The sequence below is a fragment of the Streptomyces sp. NPDC040405 genome, assembly GCF_055595765.1.
In genome coordinates, this window is the sequence record NZ_JBVIVI010000011.1 from 249,086 (window position 1) to 266,295 (window position 17,210).

Below are 17,210 nucleotides of genomic sequence, written 5' to 3' on the forward strand. Positions count from 1 at the left end.
GACATCGCGGCCGAGAGGCAAGCGGAGTGGCGGGATCGATACCATTGGCACCCCGACCCCCCGGGGTCCGGACCGCTTGAGGAGTGCTCTCTTGCCAGACGAGGCCCAGCCGCTCTCCCCCGGAGTCCGTCCGCAGCCGGACGCGACCGCCGCCGCCGAGCAGACGACGGCGGCCTCCGCCACGCCCGGAAACGGCGCGGACCGTCCGGCACCGGCATCCGCCGCCCCCGAGCAGACGCGGCCGACGCCCCCCGCGGCAGGCCGCGGCGGCGAGCTTCGGCCCGCCCCGGCCGCGCCGCGCACCACGCAGAGCCCGGCCCCGCGCTCCGGCTCGTCCAACCGCGTGCGCGCCCGCCTCGCCCGCCTCGGCGTGCAGCGCTCCAGCCCGTACAACCCCGTCCTGGAGCCGCTGCTGCGCATCGTGCGCGGCAACGACCCCAAGGCGGACGGCGCCACCCTGCGCCAGATCGAGCGCGCGTACCAGGTGGCCGAGCGCTGGCACCGCGGCCAGAAGCGCAAGAGCGGCGATCCGTACATCACCCATCCGCTCGCGGTGACCACGATCCTCGCCGAGCTGGGTATGGATCCGGCCACCCTGATGGCCGGGCTGCTGCACGACACCGTCGAGGACACCGAATACGGCCTGGACACCCTGCGCCGCGACTTCGGCGACCAGGTCGCCCTGCTCGTCGACGGCGTCACCAAGCTGGACAAGGTCAAGTTCGGCGAGGCCGCCCAGGCCGAGACCGTCCGCAAGATGGTCGTCGCGATGGCCAAGGACCCCCGGGTCCTGGTGATCAAGCTCGCCGACCGGCTGCACAACATGCGCACCATGCGCTACCTGAAGCGGGAGAAGCAGGAAAAGAAGGCCCGCGAGACGCTGGAGATCTACGCCCCGCTCGCCCACCGGCTGGGCATGAACACCATCAAGTGGGAGCTGGAGGACCTCGCCTTCGCGATCCTCTACCCCAAGATGTACGACGAGATCGTCCGGCTGGTCGCCGAGCGGGCCCCCAAGCGCGACGAGTACCTGGCCGTCGTCACCGACCAGGTCCAGGGCGATCTGCGGGCGGCCCGGATCAAGGCGACCGTGACCGGCCGCCCCAAGCACTACTACTCCGTCTACCAGAAGATGATCGTGCGGGGCCGGGACTTCGCCGAGATCTACGACCTGGTGGGCATCAGGGTGCTCGTCGACACCGTCCGCGACTGCTACGCGGCCCTGGGGACCATCCACGCGCGATGGAACCCGGTGCCCGGGCGGTTCAAGGACTACATCGCGATGCCCAAGTTCAACATGTACCAGTCGCTGCACACGACGGTCATCGGGCCCAGCGGCAAGCCGGTCGAGCTGCAGATCCGCACCTTCGACATGCACCGCCGCGCCGAGTACGGCATCGCCGCGCACTGGAAGTACAAGCAGGAGGCCGTCGCCGGGACCTCCAAGGTGCGCACCGACGTGCCCCGGGGCAAGGCGGGCAAGGACGACGCCGTCAACGACATGGCGTGGCTGCGGCAGCTCCTGGACTGGCAGAAGGAGACCGAGGACCCGGGCGAGTTCCTGGAGTCGCTGCGCTTCGACCTGTCCCGCAACGAGGTCTTCGTCTTCACGCCCAAGGGCGACGTCATAGCGCTCCCGGCCGGGGCCACCCCGGTGGACTTCGCGTACGCCGTCCACACCGAGGTCGGCCACCGCACCATCGGGGCGCGGGTCAACGGCCGGCTGGTGCCGCTGGAGTCGACCCTCGACAACGGCGACCTGGTGGAGGTCTTCACCTCCAAGGCGGCCGGTGCCGGGCCGTCCCGCGACTGGCTGGGCTTCGTCAAGTCACCGCGGGCCCGCAACAAGATCCGCGGCTGGTTCTCCAAGGAGCGCCGCGACGAGGCCATCGAACAGGGCAAGGACGCGATCGTCCGGGCGATGCGCAAGCAGAACCTGCCGATCCAGCGGATCCTGACCGGCGACTCGCTGGTCACCCTCGCCCACGAGATGCGCTACCCGGACATCTCCTCGCTCTACGCGGCCATCGGCGAGGGCCATGTCTCCGCGCAGAACGTGGTCGGCAAGCTCGTCTCGGCCCTCGGCGGCGAGGAGGCCGCCAACGAGGACATCGCCGAGACCGCCCCGCCCATCCGGCGCTCCAAGCGCCGCGCCAACGCCGACCCGGGCGTCGTGGTCAAGGGCGTCGAGGACGTGTGGGTCAAGCTTGCCCGCTGCTGTACGCCGGTGCCGGGCGACCCGATCATCGGCTTCGTCACCCGCGGCAGCGGCGTCTCCGTCCACCGGGCCGACTGCGTCAACGTGGACTCGCTGTCCCAGCAGCCGGAGCGCATCCTCGACGTCGAATGGGCGCCCACCCAGTCGTCGGTCTTCCTGGTCGCCATCCAGGTCGAGGCGCTGGACCGGTCCCGGCTGCTGTCGGACGTCACCCGCGTCCTGTCCGACCAGCACGTCAACATCCTCTCCGCGGCCGTGCAGACCTCCCGCGACCGGGTGGCCACCTCGCGCTTCACGTTCGAGATGGGCGACCCCAAGCATCTGGGACACGTCCTGAAGGCCGTACGCGGCGTCGAGGGCGTCTACGACGTCTATCGGGTCACATCGGCCCGGGCACGCTGAGAAAACGCCGTAGAGCGCCGTAGAGCGCCGCGGCAACGCGAACGGCGGCCCCGGTCTCCCGGGGCCGCCGTTCGCGCTTGCCGTGTCAGGTGCCAGGCGTCAGCCGCCGAACTCCTCCAGGCCCTTGAGCGCCTGGTCCAGCAGCGCCTGCCGGCCCTCCAGCTCCTTGGAGAGCTTGTCGGCCTTCGCGTTGTTCCCCGCCGCGCGAGCCGCGTCGATCTGGGAACGGAGCTTGTCGACGGCGTCCTGAAGCTGGCCGGTGAGTCCCTGGGCGCGCGCCCGCGCCTCGGGGTTCGTACGCCGCCACTCGGTCTCGTCGGCCTCCTGGAAGGCGCGCTCGACCGCGTGCAGCCGACCCTCGATCTTGGCCCGGGCGTCCCGCGGCACATGGCCGACGGCCTCCCACCGCTCGTTGATCGACCGGAACGCCGCGCGGGACGCCTTCAGGTCCGAGATCGGCAGCAGCTTCTCGGCCTCGGCGACCAGCTCCTCCTTGCGGGTCAGGTTCTCCCGCTGCTCGGCGTCCCGCTCGGCGAAGACCGCGCCCCGGGCCTGGAAGAAGACGTCCTGGGCGCCCCGGAACCGGTTCCACAGGTCGTCCTCGTGCTCGCGCTGCGCGCGGCCCGCGGCCTTCCAGTCGGACATCAGCTCCCGGTAGCGGGCCGCGGTCGGCCCCCAGTCGGTGGAGCCGGACAGCGCCTCCGCCTCGGCGACCAGCTTCTCCTTGGCCTGCCGGGCCTCCTCGCGCTGCGCGTCCAGCGCCGCGAAGTGCGCCTTGCGCCGCTTGGAGAACGCCGAGCGGGCGTGCGAGAAGCGGTGCCACAGCTGGTCGTCCGTCTTGCGGTCCAGCCGCGGCAGGCCCTTCCAGGTGTCGACCAGGGCGCGCAGCCGCTCCCCGGCCGCCCGCCACTGCTCGCTGGCCGCCAGCTCCTCGGCCTCGGCGACCAGCGCCTCCTTGGCATGGCGGGCCTCGTCGGTCTGGACCGCCTTGGCCGCCCGGCGCTCCTCACGGCGCGCCTCGACATCCTTCGCGAGCTGGTCGAGCCGCTTGCGCAGCGCGTCCAGATCGCCGACCACATGGTGCTCGTCGACCTGCTGCCGGATGTGCTCGATGGCCGCCGTGGCGTCCTTGGCCGACAGATCGGTGGTCTTGACCCGGCGCTCGAGAAGGCCGATCTCGACGACCAGACCGTCGTACTTGCGCTCGAAGTAGGCGAGGGCCTCGTCGGGCGATCCCGCCTGCCACGATCCGACGACCTGTTCACCGTCGGCCGTACGCACGTACACGGTCCCCGCCTCGTCGACGCGGCCCCAAGGCTCGCTGCTCACAGCGCCTCCTCCACATGATGCCGGGGCGGGCGTGCGGCCCGCGGGCATCGTCCACAGTTTCTTCCGGCCGGGCAGCGACGCCCGGGCCGGTCTCCCAGCAGGGTGGTGCGGCCATCGCGGCAGACACCCTGCACACCGCCAACATAGGCGACCGGTGCCCCGGCTGTCCGTATCCTGCGCGACCGAAATTTCGCAGTACGCACGCCCGGCGACCTCAGGACTTGGTGACCGTCGCCTTGTTGATCACCACGCTGGCGTTCGGCGCGGTGTTCCCCATCTGATCGGGGGCCGCCGCTCCGGCCTTGCCGATCTTCTTCAGGACCTTCATGCCGTCCTCGGAGACCTTCCCGAAGGGGGTGTAGTCCGGCGGCAGCTGGCTGTCCTCGTAGACCAGGAAGAACTGGCTGCCGCCGCTATCCCGGCCCTTCTTGGTCTGCGCGTTGTACTGGTTCGCCATCGCGACCGTGCCGGCCGGGTACTTGTTCCCCTTCAGCGAGGGGTCCTTCAGGTTCTCGTCCGGCAGGGTGTAGCCGGGGCCGCCCGCGCCGGTGCCCTGCGGGTCACCGCACTGCAGCACGTAGATCCCCTGGTTCACCAGGCGGTGGCACTTGGTGTGGTCGAAGTACCCCTTGCCCGCCAGGAAGTCGAACGAGTTGACCGTGTGCGGCGCCTTGGCGGCGTTCAGGTCGACGGAGATGCCCCCGCAGGTGGTCTCCAGCTTCATCGTGTACGAAGCCGACTCGTCGACGGAGACCGCGGGCTCCTTCTTGAACGACATCTTCTTCGGCTTCTTGCCCGCGACCGCCTTCGCCTCCTTGGCGCACGGGTCCGGCGCCTTGCTGGTGGCGGGGGCCGAAGGAGTGGACGCGGCGGCGTCGTCCTTCTTCTTGTCCTTGTCGTCCCCGGAGAACGCGCCCGCGGCCGCCACGGCGCCGCCGCCTGCCAGCACCACGGCCAGCACGGAGGCGATCACCACATTGCGCTGGCGCGACTTGCGCCGCGCCGTCTCGCGCCGCTGCTGCTGCCGCAGGTACTTCTCCCGGGCGAGTTGCCGCCGCCGCTGCTCGCTACTGACCACCGGGTCGTCTCCTCACGCCGTATGCCATTCGGTGTCCTGCCGGAGGGCTCGGCCGTACCGTATACGGGTTCGCTGTGCCGGGGCCGCCGCCGGTAGGCTCTGGAGCTGCCGACATTCTTCCGCCGGCCGACTCTTCCGGACGACATTTAAGGACGATCGTGCTCATTGCCGGGTTCCCCGCCGGGGCCTGGGGGACCAACTGCTACCTGGTCGCCCCCGCCGCAGGCGAGGAGTGCGTGATCATCGACCCGGGCCACCAGGCGGCCCAAGGCGTCGAGGAGGCCGTCGCCAAACACCGGCTCAAGCCCGTCGCCGTCATCCTCACCCACGGCCACATCGACCACGTCGCCTCGGTGGTCCCGGTCTGCGGCGCCCATGACGTACCGGCCTGGATCCACCCCGCCGACCGCTTCATGATGAGCGACCCGGCCAAGGCACTCGGACGGTCCATCGGCACCCAGCTCATGGGCGAGCTGACCGTCGGCGAACCGGACGACGTCAAGGAGCTGGCCGACGGCGCCGAACTGAAGCTGGCCGGAATGGAGTTCACCGTCGCGCACGCGCCGGGCCATACCAAGGGGTCGGTGACCTTCAGGCTGCCCGAACAGGCGGACATCCCCTCGGTGTTCTTCTCGGGCGACCTGCTCTTCGCCGGCTCCATCGGACGCACCGATCTGCCCGGCGGCGACCACGCCGAGATCCTCGAGTCCCTGGCCCGTGTGTGCCTGCCGCTCGACGACTCGACCGTGGTGCTGTCCGGCCACGGCACCCAGACCAGCATCGGCCGCGAGCGCGCCACCAACCCCTTCCTGCAGCAGGTGGCCGCCGGCCCCGGAGACGCCGCCGACGCGGCCGCGCCTCCGCGACGAGGAATGTGACGAGAGAACCCACCTTGAGCACCTTCAAGGCCCCCAAGGGCACCTACGACCTGATCCCGCCGGTCTCCGCGACCTACCTCGCGGTGCGGGACGCCATCGCCACCCCGCTGCGGCGGTCCGGCTACGGCTATATCGAGACACCCGGCTTCGAGAACGTCGAGCTCTTCGCGCGCGGCGTCGGCGAGTCCACCGACATCGTCACGAAGGAGATGTACACCCTCACCACCAAGGGCGGCGACGAGCTGGCGCTGCGCCCCGAGGGGACCGCGTCGGTGCTGCGCGCCGCGCTGGAGGCCAACCTGCACAAGGCGGGCAGCCTGCCGGTCAAGCTCTGGTACTCCGGCTCGTACTACCGCTACGAGCGCCCGCAGAAGGGCCGCTACCGGCACTTCTCGCAGGTCGGCGCCGAGGCGATCGGCGCCGAGGACCCGGCCCTGGATGCCGAGCTGATCATCCTCGCGCACGACGCGTACCGGTCGCTGGGGCTGCGGAACTTCCGGATCCTGCTGAACTCGCTCGGCGACGCCGAGTGCCGTCCCGTCTACCGGGCCGCCCTCCAGGACTTCCTGCGCGGGCTCGACCTGGACGAGGACACCCGGCGGCGCATCGACATCAACCCGCTGCGGGTGCTCGACGACAAGCGCGAAGCCGTCCAGAACCAGCTGGCCGGCGCGCCGCTGCTGCGCGACTACCTGTGCGACGCCTGCCGCGAGTACCACGCGCGGGTGCGCGAGCTGATCACCGCGCAGGGCGTGGAGTTCGAGGACGACACGAAGCTGGTCCGCGGCCTCGACTACTACACCCGGACCACGTTCGAGTTCGTCCACGACGGGCTCGGCTCGCAGTCCGCGGTCGGCGGCGGCGGCCGGTACGACGGCCTGTCCGAGATGATCGGCGGCCCCGCCCTGCCGTCGGTGGGCTGGGCGCTCGGCGTCGACCGTACGGTGCTCGCGCTGGAGGCCGAGGGCGTCCGGCTGGACCTGCCCGACGCGACCAGCGTCTTCGCCGTGCCGCTTGGGGAGGAGGCCCGGAAGGTCCTCTTCGGGGTCGTCGGCGAGCTGCGCAAGGAAGGCGTCGCGACGGACTTCGCGTACGGCGGCAAGGGGCTCAAGGCCGCGATGAAGGCCGCGAACCGGAGCGGCGCGCGGTACGCGATCGTGGCGGGCGAGCGGGACCTCGCAGAGGGCGTGGTCCAGCTGAAGGACATGGAATCGGGCGACCAGGAGGCCGTTCCGCTGTCCAAGATCGTGACCACGGTCCAGGCGAAGCTGGGCTGACCGCCGCACGGCGCGTCAACGCGGCGGGACCGATTCATCCTGCGAGTCGACACCGCCACCCGCTTGCCGGTCCCGCCCCTCCGGGGGCGGGATTCCGGCCCCCTCGGGCCGCCCTTATGTCCGCTGAACGGGGGACCCGGGAAGATGGCCGGGCCCCGGCAACGTGGCAGTACCGCACCGTGGGTTGGGGCACAATGGCCGTGCCCGACGGGGCCGGACAGTGTGGAGAGCGACGGACGGCGATATGGCGACGACAGTGATGGACGACGTGGAGTCCGACGAGGCGCGGGACGGCGCGCGGACCGGAACGGGAGGCGGCCGCGCCTTCGCGCTCCTGCTCGTGATCACCGGCGCGATGGGGCTGCTGGCGGCCTGGGTCATCACGCTCGACAAGAACAAGATCCTTGAGTACAAGGCCGAGGGCAAGGTCTTCACCCCCGGCTGCAGCCTCAACCCCGTGGTCTCCTGCGGCAACATCATGGAGAGCAAGCAGGCTGCGGCGTTCGGCTTCCCGAACCCGATGCTCGGCCTGGTCGCGTACGGCATCGTGATCTGCGTGGGCATGTCCCTGCTGGCCGGGGCGCGCTTCCCGCGCTGGTACTGGCTGACGTTCAACGCGGGCACCCTCTTCGGGGTCGGCTTCGTGACCTGGCTCCAGTACGAGTCGCTGTACGTCATCGGCTCGCTGTGCCTGTGGTGCTCCCTCGCCTGGGTCGCCACCATCGTGATGTTCTGCTACGTCACCGGCCACAACCTCAAGCACCGGTACCTCCCGGCACCGGACGGGCTGCGGCGCGGACTGCTGGAGTTCCACTGGGTCGTGCCGGTGATGTGGATCGGCGTGATCGGGATGCTGATTCTCACCCGCTGGTGGGACTTCTGGACCGGAGCCCAGGGCTAGCGGGCCTACCACCCCCACTGACAGCCCACCCCCACTGACAGCGCCGCCGCCCGGCAGCGCTGTCAGTGCCGTGTCATAGGCTTTCCGGGTGGAGCCAGACCTGTTCACCGCCGCCGCCGAGGACCGCCAGGAGAAGGACCCGTCCAGCAGTCCGCTGGCCGTGCGCATGCGCCCCCGCACGCTGGACGAGGTCGTGGGCCAGCAGCATCTGCTGCGCCCCGGATCGCCGTTGCGCAGACTGGTCGGCGAGGGCAGCGGAGGTCCGGCCGGGCCGTCCTCGGTCCTGCTGTGGGGCCCGCCCGGCATCGGGAAGACCACGCTCGCGTACGTCGTCAGCCAGGCCACCCAGAAGCGGTTCGTGGAGCTTTCGGCGATCACCGCGGGGGTGAAGGAGGTGCGGGCCGTCATCGACGGCGCGCGCCGCTCCTCGGGGGCGTACGGCCGGGAGACCGTGCTCTTCCTGGACGAGATCCACCGCTTCAGCAAGGCGCAGCAGGACTCGCTGCTGCCCGCCGTGGAGAACCGCTGGGTCACCCTGATCGCGGCCACCACCGAGAATCCGTACTTCTCGGTGATCTCCCCGCTGCTGTCCCGCTCGCTGCTGCTCACCCTGGAGTCGCTCACCGACGACGACCTGCGCGGGCTGCTGCGCCGGGCGCTGGCCGACGAGCGGGGGCTCGGCGGCGCGGTCACCCTCCCCGAGGAGGCCGAGGGGCATCTGCTGCGGATCGCGGGCGGCGACGCCCGGCGGGCGCTCACCGCCCTGGAGGCGGGTGCCGGGTCGGCGCTGGCCAAGGGCGAGGCGGAGATCACCCTGACCACGCTGGAGGAGGCGGTCGACCGGGCCGCGGTCACCTACGACCGGGCCGGTGATCAGCACTATGACGTGGCAAGCGCTCTCATCAAGTCGATCCGCGGCTCGGATGTGGATGCCGCGCTGCACTATCTGGCGCGGATGATCGAAGCGGGGGAGGACCCCCGGTTCATCGCGCGGCGGCTGATGATCTCGGCCAGTGAGGACATCGGGCTGGCCGACCCGACCGCCCTGCCCACCGCCGTGGCGGCGGCGCAGGCGGTCGCGCTGATCGGCTTCCCCGAGGCGGCCCTGACGCTGAGCCACGCCACGATCGCGCTGGCGCTCGCGCCCAAGTCCAACGCGGCCACGACGGCGATCGGGGCGGCGCTGGCGGACGTCCGGGCGGGGCTCGCGGGCCCGGTGCCGCCGCATCTGCGGGACGGGCACTACAAGGGCGCCGAAAAGCTCGGCCACGCCCAGGGGTATCTGTATCCGCACGATCTGCCGGGCGGCATCGCGGCGCAGCAGTACGCGCCGGACAAGATCCACGGGAAGCGTTACTACGAGCCGACGCGGTACGGGGCGGAGGCCCGGTACGCCGATGTGGTCGAGCGGGTCCGGGCGCGGCTGCGCGGCGACCCGCCTCCGGAGTCCTCGTAGGCCGCCCCGGGTTCGGGGCCTAGTCGGCGGCCGCCTCGAACAGGGCGTGCATCGCGCGGCGCAGTTCGGAGACGCTCTCCACCGGCTCCGGAAAGTCGAAGCGCGCGTCGAACGGCTGGTCGGCGTCGTCCGTGAAGCGGACGCGCAGCCCGAAGCGGTCGAGGGCCACGGGGATCGCGGGGCCGCGGGTGCACGCCGTGGACGAGCGCTCGCCCAGCAGCGCGCACAGCCCGCGCACCTGGTCGCTGTGGGCCGCGTGCAGATGCTGCAGCAGCTCGGCCTCGTGCGGGGCGAGCGGGTCCGGGGTGGCCTCCGCGAACTCGTCCGGCTCGACGCCGTCCGCGCCCCACAGGTCGTCCACACAAGCCTCGGCGACCTCCAGCCGCAGCAGCGTCCAGGCGGCGGTCCGCGCGCGCGGACCCGCGGTGGAGTCGGGCTGGAGGGCGTCTCCGAGGCCCAGCAGCTCTCCGACCGGATGCTGCTGGGCGAGCAGTGCCGCGCTCGCGGCGCGGTCGCCGCCGCGTACGGGGGTGAGCCACCCGGCGACCCAGGCGCGGCCGCGGATCCGCTGGGGCACCGAGACCGGGGCGACATCCGTGATCTCCATCACGCAGGTCAGGTCGTCGTCCTGCGCGTACGCCGCGGCGCGGGCCGCGGGTGAGCCGCCGGACACCAGCAACAGCACATCGCCGTCCGGGGTTACGGTGCGGGCGGCCGGTCCGTCGGTGCCCAGCTCGTCGGGGACCTCGATTCCGGGAATCGTCAACGACGCCGTAGCCTTGGCATCAACGAGAGTCCGTACACGCTCTGCCGCCGTCGGCCGCAGGGCGTCTTCCTTGGGACGCGGCTGACCCTCCTGAAGGCTCTGACCAGTGCTGGGCAGGGGGATCCCAGGTCGAAACATGCGTTCTCCTCGGCTAAGGTAAGGCTCACCTAACTTACATGGAGGTTCGTTCCACGTGAACCAGTCGCGTCCCAAGGTCAAGAAGTCCAGGGCGCTCGGCATTGCGCTGACGCCGAAGGCCGTCAAGTACTTCGAGGCCCGTCCCTACCCGCCCGGCGAGCACGGCCGTGGCCGCAAGCAGACCAGTGACTACAAGGTCCGGCTGCTGGAGAAGCAGCGCCTGCGCGCTCAGTACGACATCAGCGAGCGCCAGATGGCCCGTGCCTACGACCGCGCTCGGAAGGTCGAAGGCAAGACAGGCGAGGCCCTGATCATCGAGCTTGAGCGCCGTCTGGACGCGCTCGTCCTGCGGTCGGGAATCGCCCGCACGATTTACCAGGCCCGCCAGATGGTGGTCCACGGTCACATCGAGGTCAACGGCCGCAAGGTCGACAAGCCCTCCTTCCGGGTCCGCCCGGACGACGTGGTGATGGTCCGCGAGCGCAGCCGCGAGAAGCACCCCTTCCAGGTCGCGCGTGAGGGTGGCTACGACACCGACGGCGAGACCCCGCGTTACCTGCAGGTCAACCTGAAGGCGCTCGCCTTCCGCCTCGACCGGGACCCGAACCGCAAGGAGGTCCCGGTGATCTGCGACGAGCAGCTCGTCGTCGAGTACTACGCCCGCTGATCCAGCGGCCTGTTACTCAAGCTCATCCAGCCCGCGGGTTCCCCGTCGACCGTTGCGTCGAGGGGAACCCGCGGGCTGTTTGGCCGGACGGGGGCCGAGCGGAATGCGTTTCGGCCGGACCTGCCCGGCGCGATAGGGTCGATACCTGCCGCCCGCGCCCGGATGACCGCCCGAGACCGACGGGCGACGGACGACTCGAACGACGGACGACCTGAACGACGACGACCGACGTGATCGGCAGCAGGGAGCGGTGCAACGTGTCCGGTGGAGAGGTGGCCGGGATCCTTGTGGCCGTCTTCTGGGCGATCCTGGTGTCCTTCCTCGCCCTTGCCCTGGTGAGGCTCGCCCAGACGCTCAAGGCGACCACCCGGCTGGTGGCGGAGGTCACCGAGCAGGCGGTGCCGCTGCTCAGCGAGGCGTCCGCGACCGTGCGCGAGGCGAACACCCAGCTCGCGCGGGTGGACTCGATCGCCTCCGACGTCCAGGAGGTCACCTCGAACGCCTCCGCGCTGTCCTCGACCGTCTCCTCCGCCTTCGGCGGACCGCTGGTCAAGGTGGCGGCGTTCAGCTACGGCGTCCGGCGCGCGATCGGCCGAAAGGCGCCCGACGACGCGCCCCCGCGCACCGTTGTCATCGGCAAGACCCTGCCGTCCGCCCGCCGGGGCGGCCGCCGCAACCGTGGATCGAAGGGCTGAGAGACCGGATGTTCCGCCGCACATTCTGGTTCACCACCGGCGTCGCAGCCGGTGTGTGGGCCACCACCAAGGTCCAGCGCAAGCTCAATCAGCTCACCCCCGAGAGTCTGGCGGCGCAGGCCGCCGACCGGGCGGTGCTCGCCGGACGGCGGATCAAGGTCTTCGCGCTCGACGTGCGCGAGGGCATGGCCGACCGCGAGGCGGCCCTCAAGGACGCCCTGGGCCTGACCTCGGCGCCCGCCAACGACCTCACGCAGCTGCCCGCCCAGCGCGGCCGGGCCCAGCTCACCCACACGTCCCGCCACCCCTACCCGAACGCCCGAAATGAGGACCACTGATGGAGTCGGCTGAAATCCGCCGCCGCTGGCTGCGCTTCTTCGAGGAGCGCGGGCACACCGTCGTGCCGTCGGCGTCGCTCATCGCGGACGACCCGACCCTGCTGCTCGTCAACGCGGGCATGGTCCCCTTCAAGCCGTTCTTCCTGGGCGAGGTCCAGCCGCCCTACAAGCGCGCCGTGAGCGTGCAGAAGTGCGTGCGTACGCCGGACATCGAAGAGGTCGGCAAGACCACCCGGCACGGCACCTTCTTCCAGATGTGCGGCAACTTCTCGTTCGGCGACTACTTCAAGGAAGGCGCCATCACCTACGCCTGGGAGCTGCTCACCGGCTCCGTGGCGGACGGTGGCTACGGTCTTGACCCCGAGCGGCTCTGGATCACCGTCTACGAGCAGGACGACGAGGCCGAGCGCATCTGGCGCGACGTCGTCGGCGTCCCCGCCGAGCGGATCCAGCGACTCGGGATGGAGGACAACTACTGGTCCATGGGCGTCCCCGGACCCTGCGGCCCCTGCTCCGAGGTCAACTACGACCGCGGTCCGGAGTTCGGCGTGGAGGGCGGCCCGGCCGTCAACGACGAGCGCTACGTGGAGATCTGGAACCTGGTCTTCATGCAGTACGAGCGCGGGGCGGGCGAGGGCAAGGAGGACTTCCCGATCCTCGGCGAGCTGCCCAGCCAGAACATCGACACCGGTCTCGGCCTCGAACGCCTCGCGATGATCCTGCAGGGCGTGCAGAACATGTACGAGACCGACACTCTGCGCGTCGTCATGGACAAGGCCACCGAGCTGACCGGCGTCGCCTACGGCGCCGCCCATGAGTCCGACGTATCGCTGCGCGTGGTCGCCGACCACATGCGCACCTCCGTCATGCTCATCGGCGACGGCGTCACCCCCGGCAACGAGGGCCGCGGCTATGTGCTGCGCCGCATCATGCGCCGCGCCATCCGCAACATGCGCATCCTCGGTGCCGCCGAGCCGGTCGTCGGCGAGCTGGTGGACACCGTCCTGAAGACGATGGGCCAGCAGTACCCGGAGCTGCTGACCGACCGCAAGCGCATCGAGACCGTCTCGCTCGCCGAGGAGTCGGCCTTCCTGAAGACGCTCAAGGCCGGCACCAACATCCTCGACACCGCCGTCACCGACACCAAGGCCGCGGGCGGCAGCGTGCTTCCCGGCGACAAGGCGTTCCTGCTCCACGACACCTGGGGCTTCCCGATCGACCTCACCCTGGAGATGGCCGCCGAACAGGGCCTCTCGGTGGACGAGGACGGCTTCCGCCGTCTGATGCGGGAGCAGCGGGAGCGCGCCAAGGCCGACGCCAAGTCCAAGAAGACCGGCCACGCCGACCTGTCCGCCTACCGCGAGGTCGCCGACACCTCCGGCTCGACCCAGTTCACCGGCTACAGCGACACCTCCGGCGAGTCCACCGTCGTCGGCCTGCTGGTCGACGGCGTCTCCTCGCCCGCCGCCTCCGAGGGCGACGACGTCGAGGTCGTCCTCGACCGCACGCCGTTCTACGCCGAGGGCGGCGGCCAGCTCGCCGACACCGGCAAGATCAAGCTGGCCTCCGGCGCCGTCGTCGAGGTGCGGGACGTCCAGCAGCCGGTGCCCGGCGTCAGCGTGCACAAGGGCGTCGTCCAGGTCGGTGAGGTGACGGTCGGCTCCGGCGCGTACGCCGAGATCGACATCAAGCGCCGCCGGGCCATCGCCCGCGCCCACAGCGCCACCCACCTCACCCACCAGGCGCTGCGCGACGCCCTGGGCCCGACAGCCGCCCAGGCCGGATCGGAGAACTCGCCCGGCCGCTTCCGCTTCGACTTCGGCTCGCCGACCGCCGTCCCCGGCACGGTGCTCACCGACGTCGAGCAGAAGATCAACGAGGTGCTCTCCCGCGAACTCGACGTCACCGCCGAGGTGATGAGCATGGACGACGCCAAGAAGCAGGGCGCCATCGCCGAGTTCGGCGAGAAGTACGGCGACCGGGTGCGCGTGGTGACCATCGGCGACTTCTCCAAGGAGCTGTGCGGCGGTACGCACGTCCACAACACCGCCCAGCTGGGCCTGGTGAAGCTGCTCGGCGAGTCCTCCATCGGCTCCGGCGTGCGCCGCGTGGAGGCCCTGGTGGGCGTGGACGCGTACAACTTCCTCGCCCGTGAGCACACGGTCGTCTCCCAGCTCACCGACCTGGTCAAGGGCCGCCCGGAGGAGCTTCCGGAGAAGATCTCCGGCATGCTCGCCAAGCTCAAGGACGCCGAGAAGGAGATCGAGCGGTTCCGCGCCGAGAAGGTGCTGCAGGCCGCCGCCGGGCTCGCCGAGGGCGCCAAGGACGTCCGGGGCGTCGCCCTGGCCACCGGCCGGGTGCCGGACAGCACGACCGCCGACGACCTGCGCAAGCTGGTGCTGGACGTGCGCGCACGGCTGGACCAGAAGTCGGGGGCCGTCGACCGGCCCGCCGTCGTCGCCCTGTTCACCGTGGGAGGCGGCCGCCCGCTGACCGTCATCGCCACCAACGAGGCGGCCCGCGAGCGCGGTCTCAAGGCCGGTGACCTGGTCCGCACCGCCGCCAAGACGCTCGGCGGCGGAGGCGGCGGCAAGCCGGACGTCGCCCAGGGCGGCGGCCAGAACCCGGCCGCCGTCGGCGACGCCATCGAGGCCGTCGAGCGGCTCGTCGCGGAATCGGGCCAGTAGCCGTGCGGCGCGGCCGGCGTATCGCCATCGACGTCGGGGACGCCCGGATCGGGGTCGCCTCGTGCGACCCCGACGGGATCCTCGCCACCCCCGTGGAGACCGTGCCGGGACGCGACATCCCGGCCGCCCACAAGCGGCTGGCGGCCCTCGTCGAGGAGTACGAGCCCATCGAGGTGGTGATCGGCCTCCCGCGCTCGCTCAACGGGCGCGAGGGGCCGGCCGCGGCCAAGGTGCGCACCTTCGCCCGGGAGCTGGCGCGGCGGGTCCAGCCGGTCTCCGTACGGCTCGTGGACGAACGTATGACGACCGTCACAGCGGCGCATGGCCTGCGGGCGTCCGGGGTGTCGTCCAAGAAGGGCCGTTCGGTCGTTGACCAGGCAGCCGCGGTAGTCATTCTGCAGAGCGCGCTGGAGACCGAGCGGGCCTCCGGCCGGGCGCCGGGCGAGGCCGTCGAAGTGGTCATCTGATCGCGATACGGTAACGTTCCGCGCGACATGGCAGCCGCCGCTTGTGCCGCGAGCGCACTCGGTGGCTGCCACCGCCATCGCTAGGGGTTCGATGACTGAGTACGGCCGGGGACCCGGCTCCCAACCGTGGCATCCCGAGGACCCGTTGTACGGGGACCAGGGGTGGGGCGGGCATCCGGCGGTGACCGGTCAGGAGCCGTACCCGCAGGACCCCAGCGATCCCTACGGGCAGGTCCCCTACACACCGGACGGCTACGCGCAGGACGGCTACGCCCCGGGTACCCACGGCCAGGACGTCTACGGGCAGGACCCCTACGGGCACCAGCAGTACCCGCACGGATACCCGCAGAACGCCCAGGCGTTCCCGCAGCAGCAACAGCAGTCGGCGTGGGACCAGCAGGTACAGCAGCAGGGTTACGACACCGGCGGCTGGGACGGCTCGTACGGCGCCGGGATGGACCCGAACGACCCCTACGGCTACGCGGCCCAAGGTGGTGCCCAGGAGGGCTACCCGCAGCAGGACGTCTTCCCCCAGCAGGACGTCTTCCCCCAGCAGGAGGGCTTCCCGCAGCAGGTGGCGCACGAGCCGTCGCAGAACGCGCAGGCGCAGATGCCGGGGGAGACCCAGCAGATGCCGCAGGTGCCGCAGCAGCAGACGCAGGAGCCGCAGCAGGCACCGGAACCGCAGTCATCCCCGCAGGACAGCCCGGCGGACGACCATCCGTTCTTCCGTGACGACAGCGGCACCGGCAGCGCGGCGGACGCCGCTGAGGACGACGGCTCCGAGGGCCGCTCCAAGAAGGGCAAGAAGTCCAAGAAGGCGAAGTCCGGGACCAAACGCCGCAGCGGGGTCGCCTGCCTCTTCGTCACCGTCGTCCTGGTGGGCGCCGTCGGCGGGGGCGGCTACTTCGCCTACGACTTCTATCAGACCCGCTTCGGCCCGGCGCCGGACTACGAGGGCCAGGGCACCGGTCAGGTCGAGGTGGACGTCCCCGACGGCTCGGGAAATGCCGAAATCGGCAGCATCCTCGCCGAAAAGGGCGTGGTCAAGAGCAGCGGCGCCTTTGTGGAAGCCGTCGAGGACAGCGGCAAGTTCGTCCAGCCGGGCGCCTACAGCCTCCGTAAGGAAATGTCCGGCGAGGCTGCGGTGAAGCTGATGCTCAGCCCCGCGGGCAACAACGCGCTGATCGTCACCGAGGGCATGCGCGATGCCGCGGTCTACGCGGCGATCGACAAGAAGACCGGCGTCAAGGCGGGCACCACGGCGGGCATTGCCAAGAAGGAGGCCAAGAACCTCGGGCTGCCCTCCTGGGCGAATGACAATGCGAAGATCAAGGATCCGCTGGAAGGATTCCTCTACCCGTCCCGCTACAGCGTCGGCAAGAACGCCAAGCCCGCGGACGTGCTGCGCAAGATGGTCGCCGAGGCCAAGCGGAACTACGCGAAGCAGGACCTGGAGGGCCAGGCCAAGGAGCTGGGCCTCAAGAGCCCGCTGCAACTCATCACTGTGGCGAGCCTGGTCCAGGCGGAGGGCATCACCCACAGCGACTTCCGTAAGATGGCCGAAGTGGTCTACAACCGGCTGGAGCCCGGCAATAGCCAGACCAACGGCAAGCTGGAATTCGACTCGACGTACAACTACATCAAGAACCAGAGTAAGCTCGACATCTCGATCAGCGAGATCAAGGGCTACGACAACCCGTACAACACCTACTTCTACAACGGTCTGCCGCCGGGCCCGATCGGGAACCCCGGCGCGGACGCGCTCAAGGCGTCGATGAACCCGACCAACGACGGCTGGTACTACTTCGTGGCGATCGGCAACAAGAGCCAGTTCTCCAAGACCTACGCGGAACACCAGAAGTGGGTCGACAAGTTCAACAAGCAGCAGCGTGAGAACAACGGCTGAGGAA

Annotated in this window: 14 protein-coding genes; 11 read left to right on the plus strand and 3 right to left on the minus strand. The window is 70.6% G+C overall.

Annotation, left to right across the window (positions count from 1 at the left end; translation table 11 throughout):
* Window positions 1-91: 91 nt before the first annotated feature.
* A complete protein-coding gene (locus tag ACZ59A_RS35925; RefSeq protein WP_470967593.1) occupies window positions 92-2,620 on the plus strand; it encodes a RelA/SpoT family protein in 2,529 nt (842 codons plus the stop codon).
* A gap of 99 nt (window positions 2,621-2,719) precedes the next feature.
* On the opposite strand, the gene ACZ59A_RS35930 is transcribed toward ACZ59A_RS35925, so the two are convergent.
* Window positions 2,720-3,949 (minus strand): DUF349 domain-containing protein, encoded by a 1,230-nt coding sequence (locus ACZ59A_RS35930; protein ID WP_470967595.1) that lies wholly within the window; start codon window positions 3,947-3,949, stop codon window positions 2,720-2,722.
* A gap of 214 nt (window positions 3,950-4,163) precedes the next feature.
* Complete coding sequence (locus tag ACZ59A_RS35935) at window positions 4,164-5,027, minus strand: peptidylprolyl isomerase (RefSeq protein WP_470967598.1); 864 nt, start codon at window positions 5,025-5,027, stop codon at window positions 4,164-4,166.
* A 158-nt stretch (window positions 5,028-5,185) separates the two neighbouring features.
* Between ACZ59A_RS35935 and ACZ59A_RS35940 the strand changes: the two genes are divergently transcribed.
* The 4 genes from ACZ59A_RS35940 to ACZ59A_RS35955 all read left to right on the plus strand — a co-directional run bounded on the left by ACZ59A_RS35940 (window position 5,186) and on the right by ACZ59A_RS35955 (window position 9,539).
* Window positions 5,186-5,905: an MBL fold metallo-hydrolase gene (locus ACZ59A_RS35940; protein ID WP_470967601.1), complete on the plus strand. Its 720-nt coding sequence runs from the start codon at window positions 5,186-5,188 to the stop codon at window positions 5,903-5,905.
* A 14-nt stretch (window positions 5,906-5,919) separates the two neighbouring features.
* Entirely contained in the window at window positions 5,920-7,182 is a 1,263-nt protein-coding gene (gene hisS, locus ACZ59A_RS35945) for a histidine--tRNA ligase (protein ID WP_470967604.1), read from the plus strand.
* A 244-nt stretch (window positions 7,183-7,426) separates the two neighbouring features.
* A complete protein-coding gene (locus ACZ59A_RS35950) occupies window positions 7,427-8,083 on the plus strand; it encodes a vitamin K epoxide reductase family protein (protein ID WP_468046548.1) in 657 nt (218 codons plus the stop codon).
* Window positions 8,084-8,171: 88 nt separating this feature from the next.
* Window positions 8,172-9,539, plus strand: a complete 1,368-nt coding sequence (locus ACZ59A_RS35955; protein ID WP_470967607.1) for a replication-associated recombination protein A — start codon at window positions 8,172-8,174, stop codon at window positions 9,537-9,539.
* 19 nt (window positions 9,540-9,558) lie between these two features.
* Here ACZ59A_RS35955 and ACZ59A_RS35960 read toward each other — a convergent pair whose 3' ends face one another.
* Complete coding sequence (locus ACZ59A_RS35960; RefSeq protein ID WP_470967609.1) at window positions 9,559-10,305, minus strand: DUF2470 domain-containing protein; 747 nt, start codon at window positions 10,303-10,305, stop codon at window positions 9,559-9,561.
* Window positions 10,306-10,498: 193 nt separating this feature from the next.
* Between ACZ59A_RS35960 and rpsD the strand changes: the two genes are divergently transcribed.
* The 6 genes from rpsD to mltG all read left to right on the plus strand — a co-directional run bounded on the left by rpsD (window position 10,499) and on the right by mltG (window position 17,206).
* Entirely contained in the window at window positions 10,499-11,110 is a 612-nt protein-coding gene (gene rpsD / locus ACZ59A_RS35965) for a 30S ribosomal protein S4 (protein ID WP_470967612.1), read from the plus strand.
* A gap of 257 nt (window positions 11,111-11,367) precedes the next feature.
* Entirely contained in the window at window positions 11,368-11,805 is a 438-nt protein-coding gene (locus tag ACZ59A_RS35970) for a DUF948 domain-containing protein (protein WP_470967614.1), read from the plus strand.
* An 8-nt stretch (window positions 11,806-11,813) separates the two neighbouring features.
* Window positions 11,814-12,143: a DUF6167 family protein gene (locus tag ACZ59A_RS35975; RefSeq protein ID WP_468046558.1), complete on the plus strand. Its 330-nt coding sequence runs from the start codon at window positions 11,814-11,816 to the stop codon at window positions 12,141-12,143.
* Window positions 12,143-14,830, plus strand: a complete 2,688-nt coding sequence (gene alaS / locus ACZ59A_RS35980; RefSeq protein WP_470967617.1) for an alanine--tRNA ligase — start codon at window positions 12,143-12,145, stop codon at window positions 14,828-14,830. The genes ACZ59A_RS35975 and alaS overlap by 1 nt, the downstream gene beginning before the upstream one ends.
* A gap of 2 nt (window positions 14,831-14,832) precedes the next feature.
* The gene (gene ruvX / locus ACZ59A_RS35985; protein WP_055557549.1) at window positions 14,833-15,297 is read left to right on the plus strand and encodes a Holliday junction resolvase RuvX; all 465 of its coding nucleotides are present in this window, start codon (window positions 14,833-14,835) and stop codon (window positions 15,295-15,297) included.
* A 91-nt stretch (window positions 15,298-15,388) separates the two neighbouring features.
* Window positions 15,389-17,206: an endolytic transglycosylase MltG gene (mltG, locus tag ACZ59A_RS35990; RefSeq protein ID WP_470967619.1), complete on the plus strand. Its 1,818-nt coding sequence runs from the start codon at window positions 15,389-15,391 to the stop codon at window positions 17,204-17,206.
* The last annotated feature ends 4 nt before the right edge of the window (window positions 17,207-17,210 follow it).

Excerpts from the sequence above, each read along its gene's own strand:
- ACZ59A_RS35950 (WP_468046548.1), top strand. The coding sequence starts at position 7,427 with ATGGCGACGACAGTGATGGACGACGTGGAGTCCGACGAGGCGCGGGAC.
- ACZ59A_RS35975 (WP_468046558.1), top strand. The coding sequence starts at position 11,814 with ATGTTCCGCCGCACATTCTGGTTCACCACCGGCGTCGCAGCCGGTGTG.
- alaS (WP_470967617.1), top strand. The coding sequence starts at position 12,143 with ATGGAGTCGGCTGAAATCCGCCGCCGCTGGCTGCGCTTCTTCGAGGAG.
- mltG (WP_470967619.1), top strand. The coding sequence starts at position 15,389 with ATGACTGAGTACGGCCGGGGACCCGGCTCCCAACCGTGGCATCCCGAG.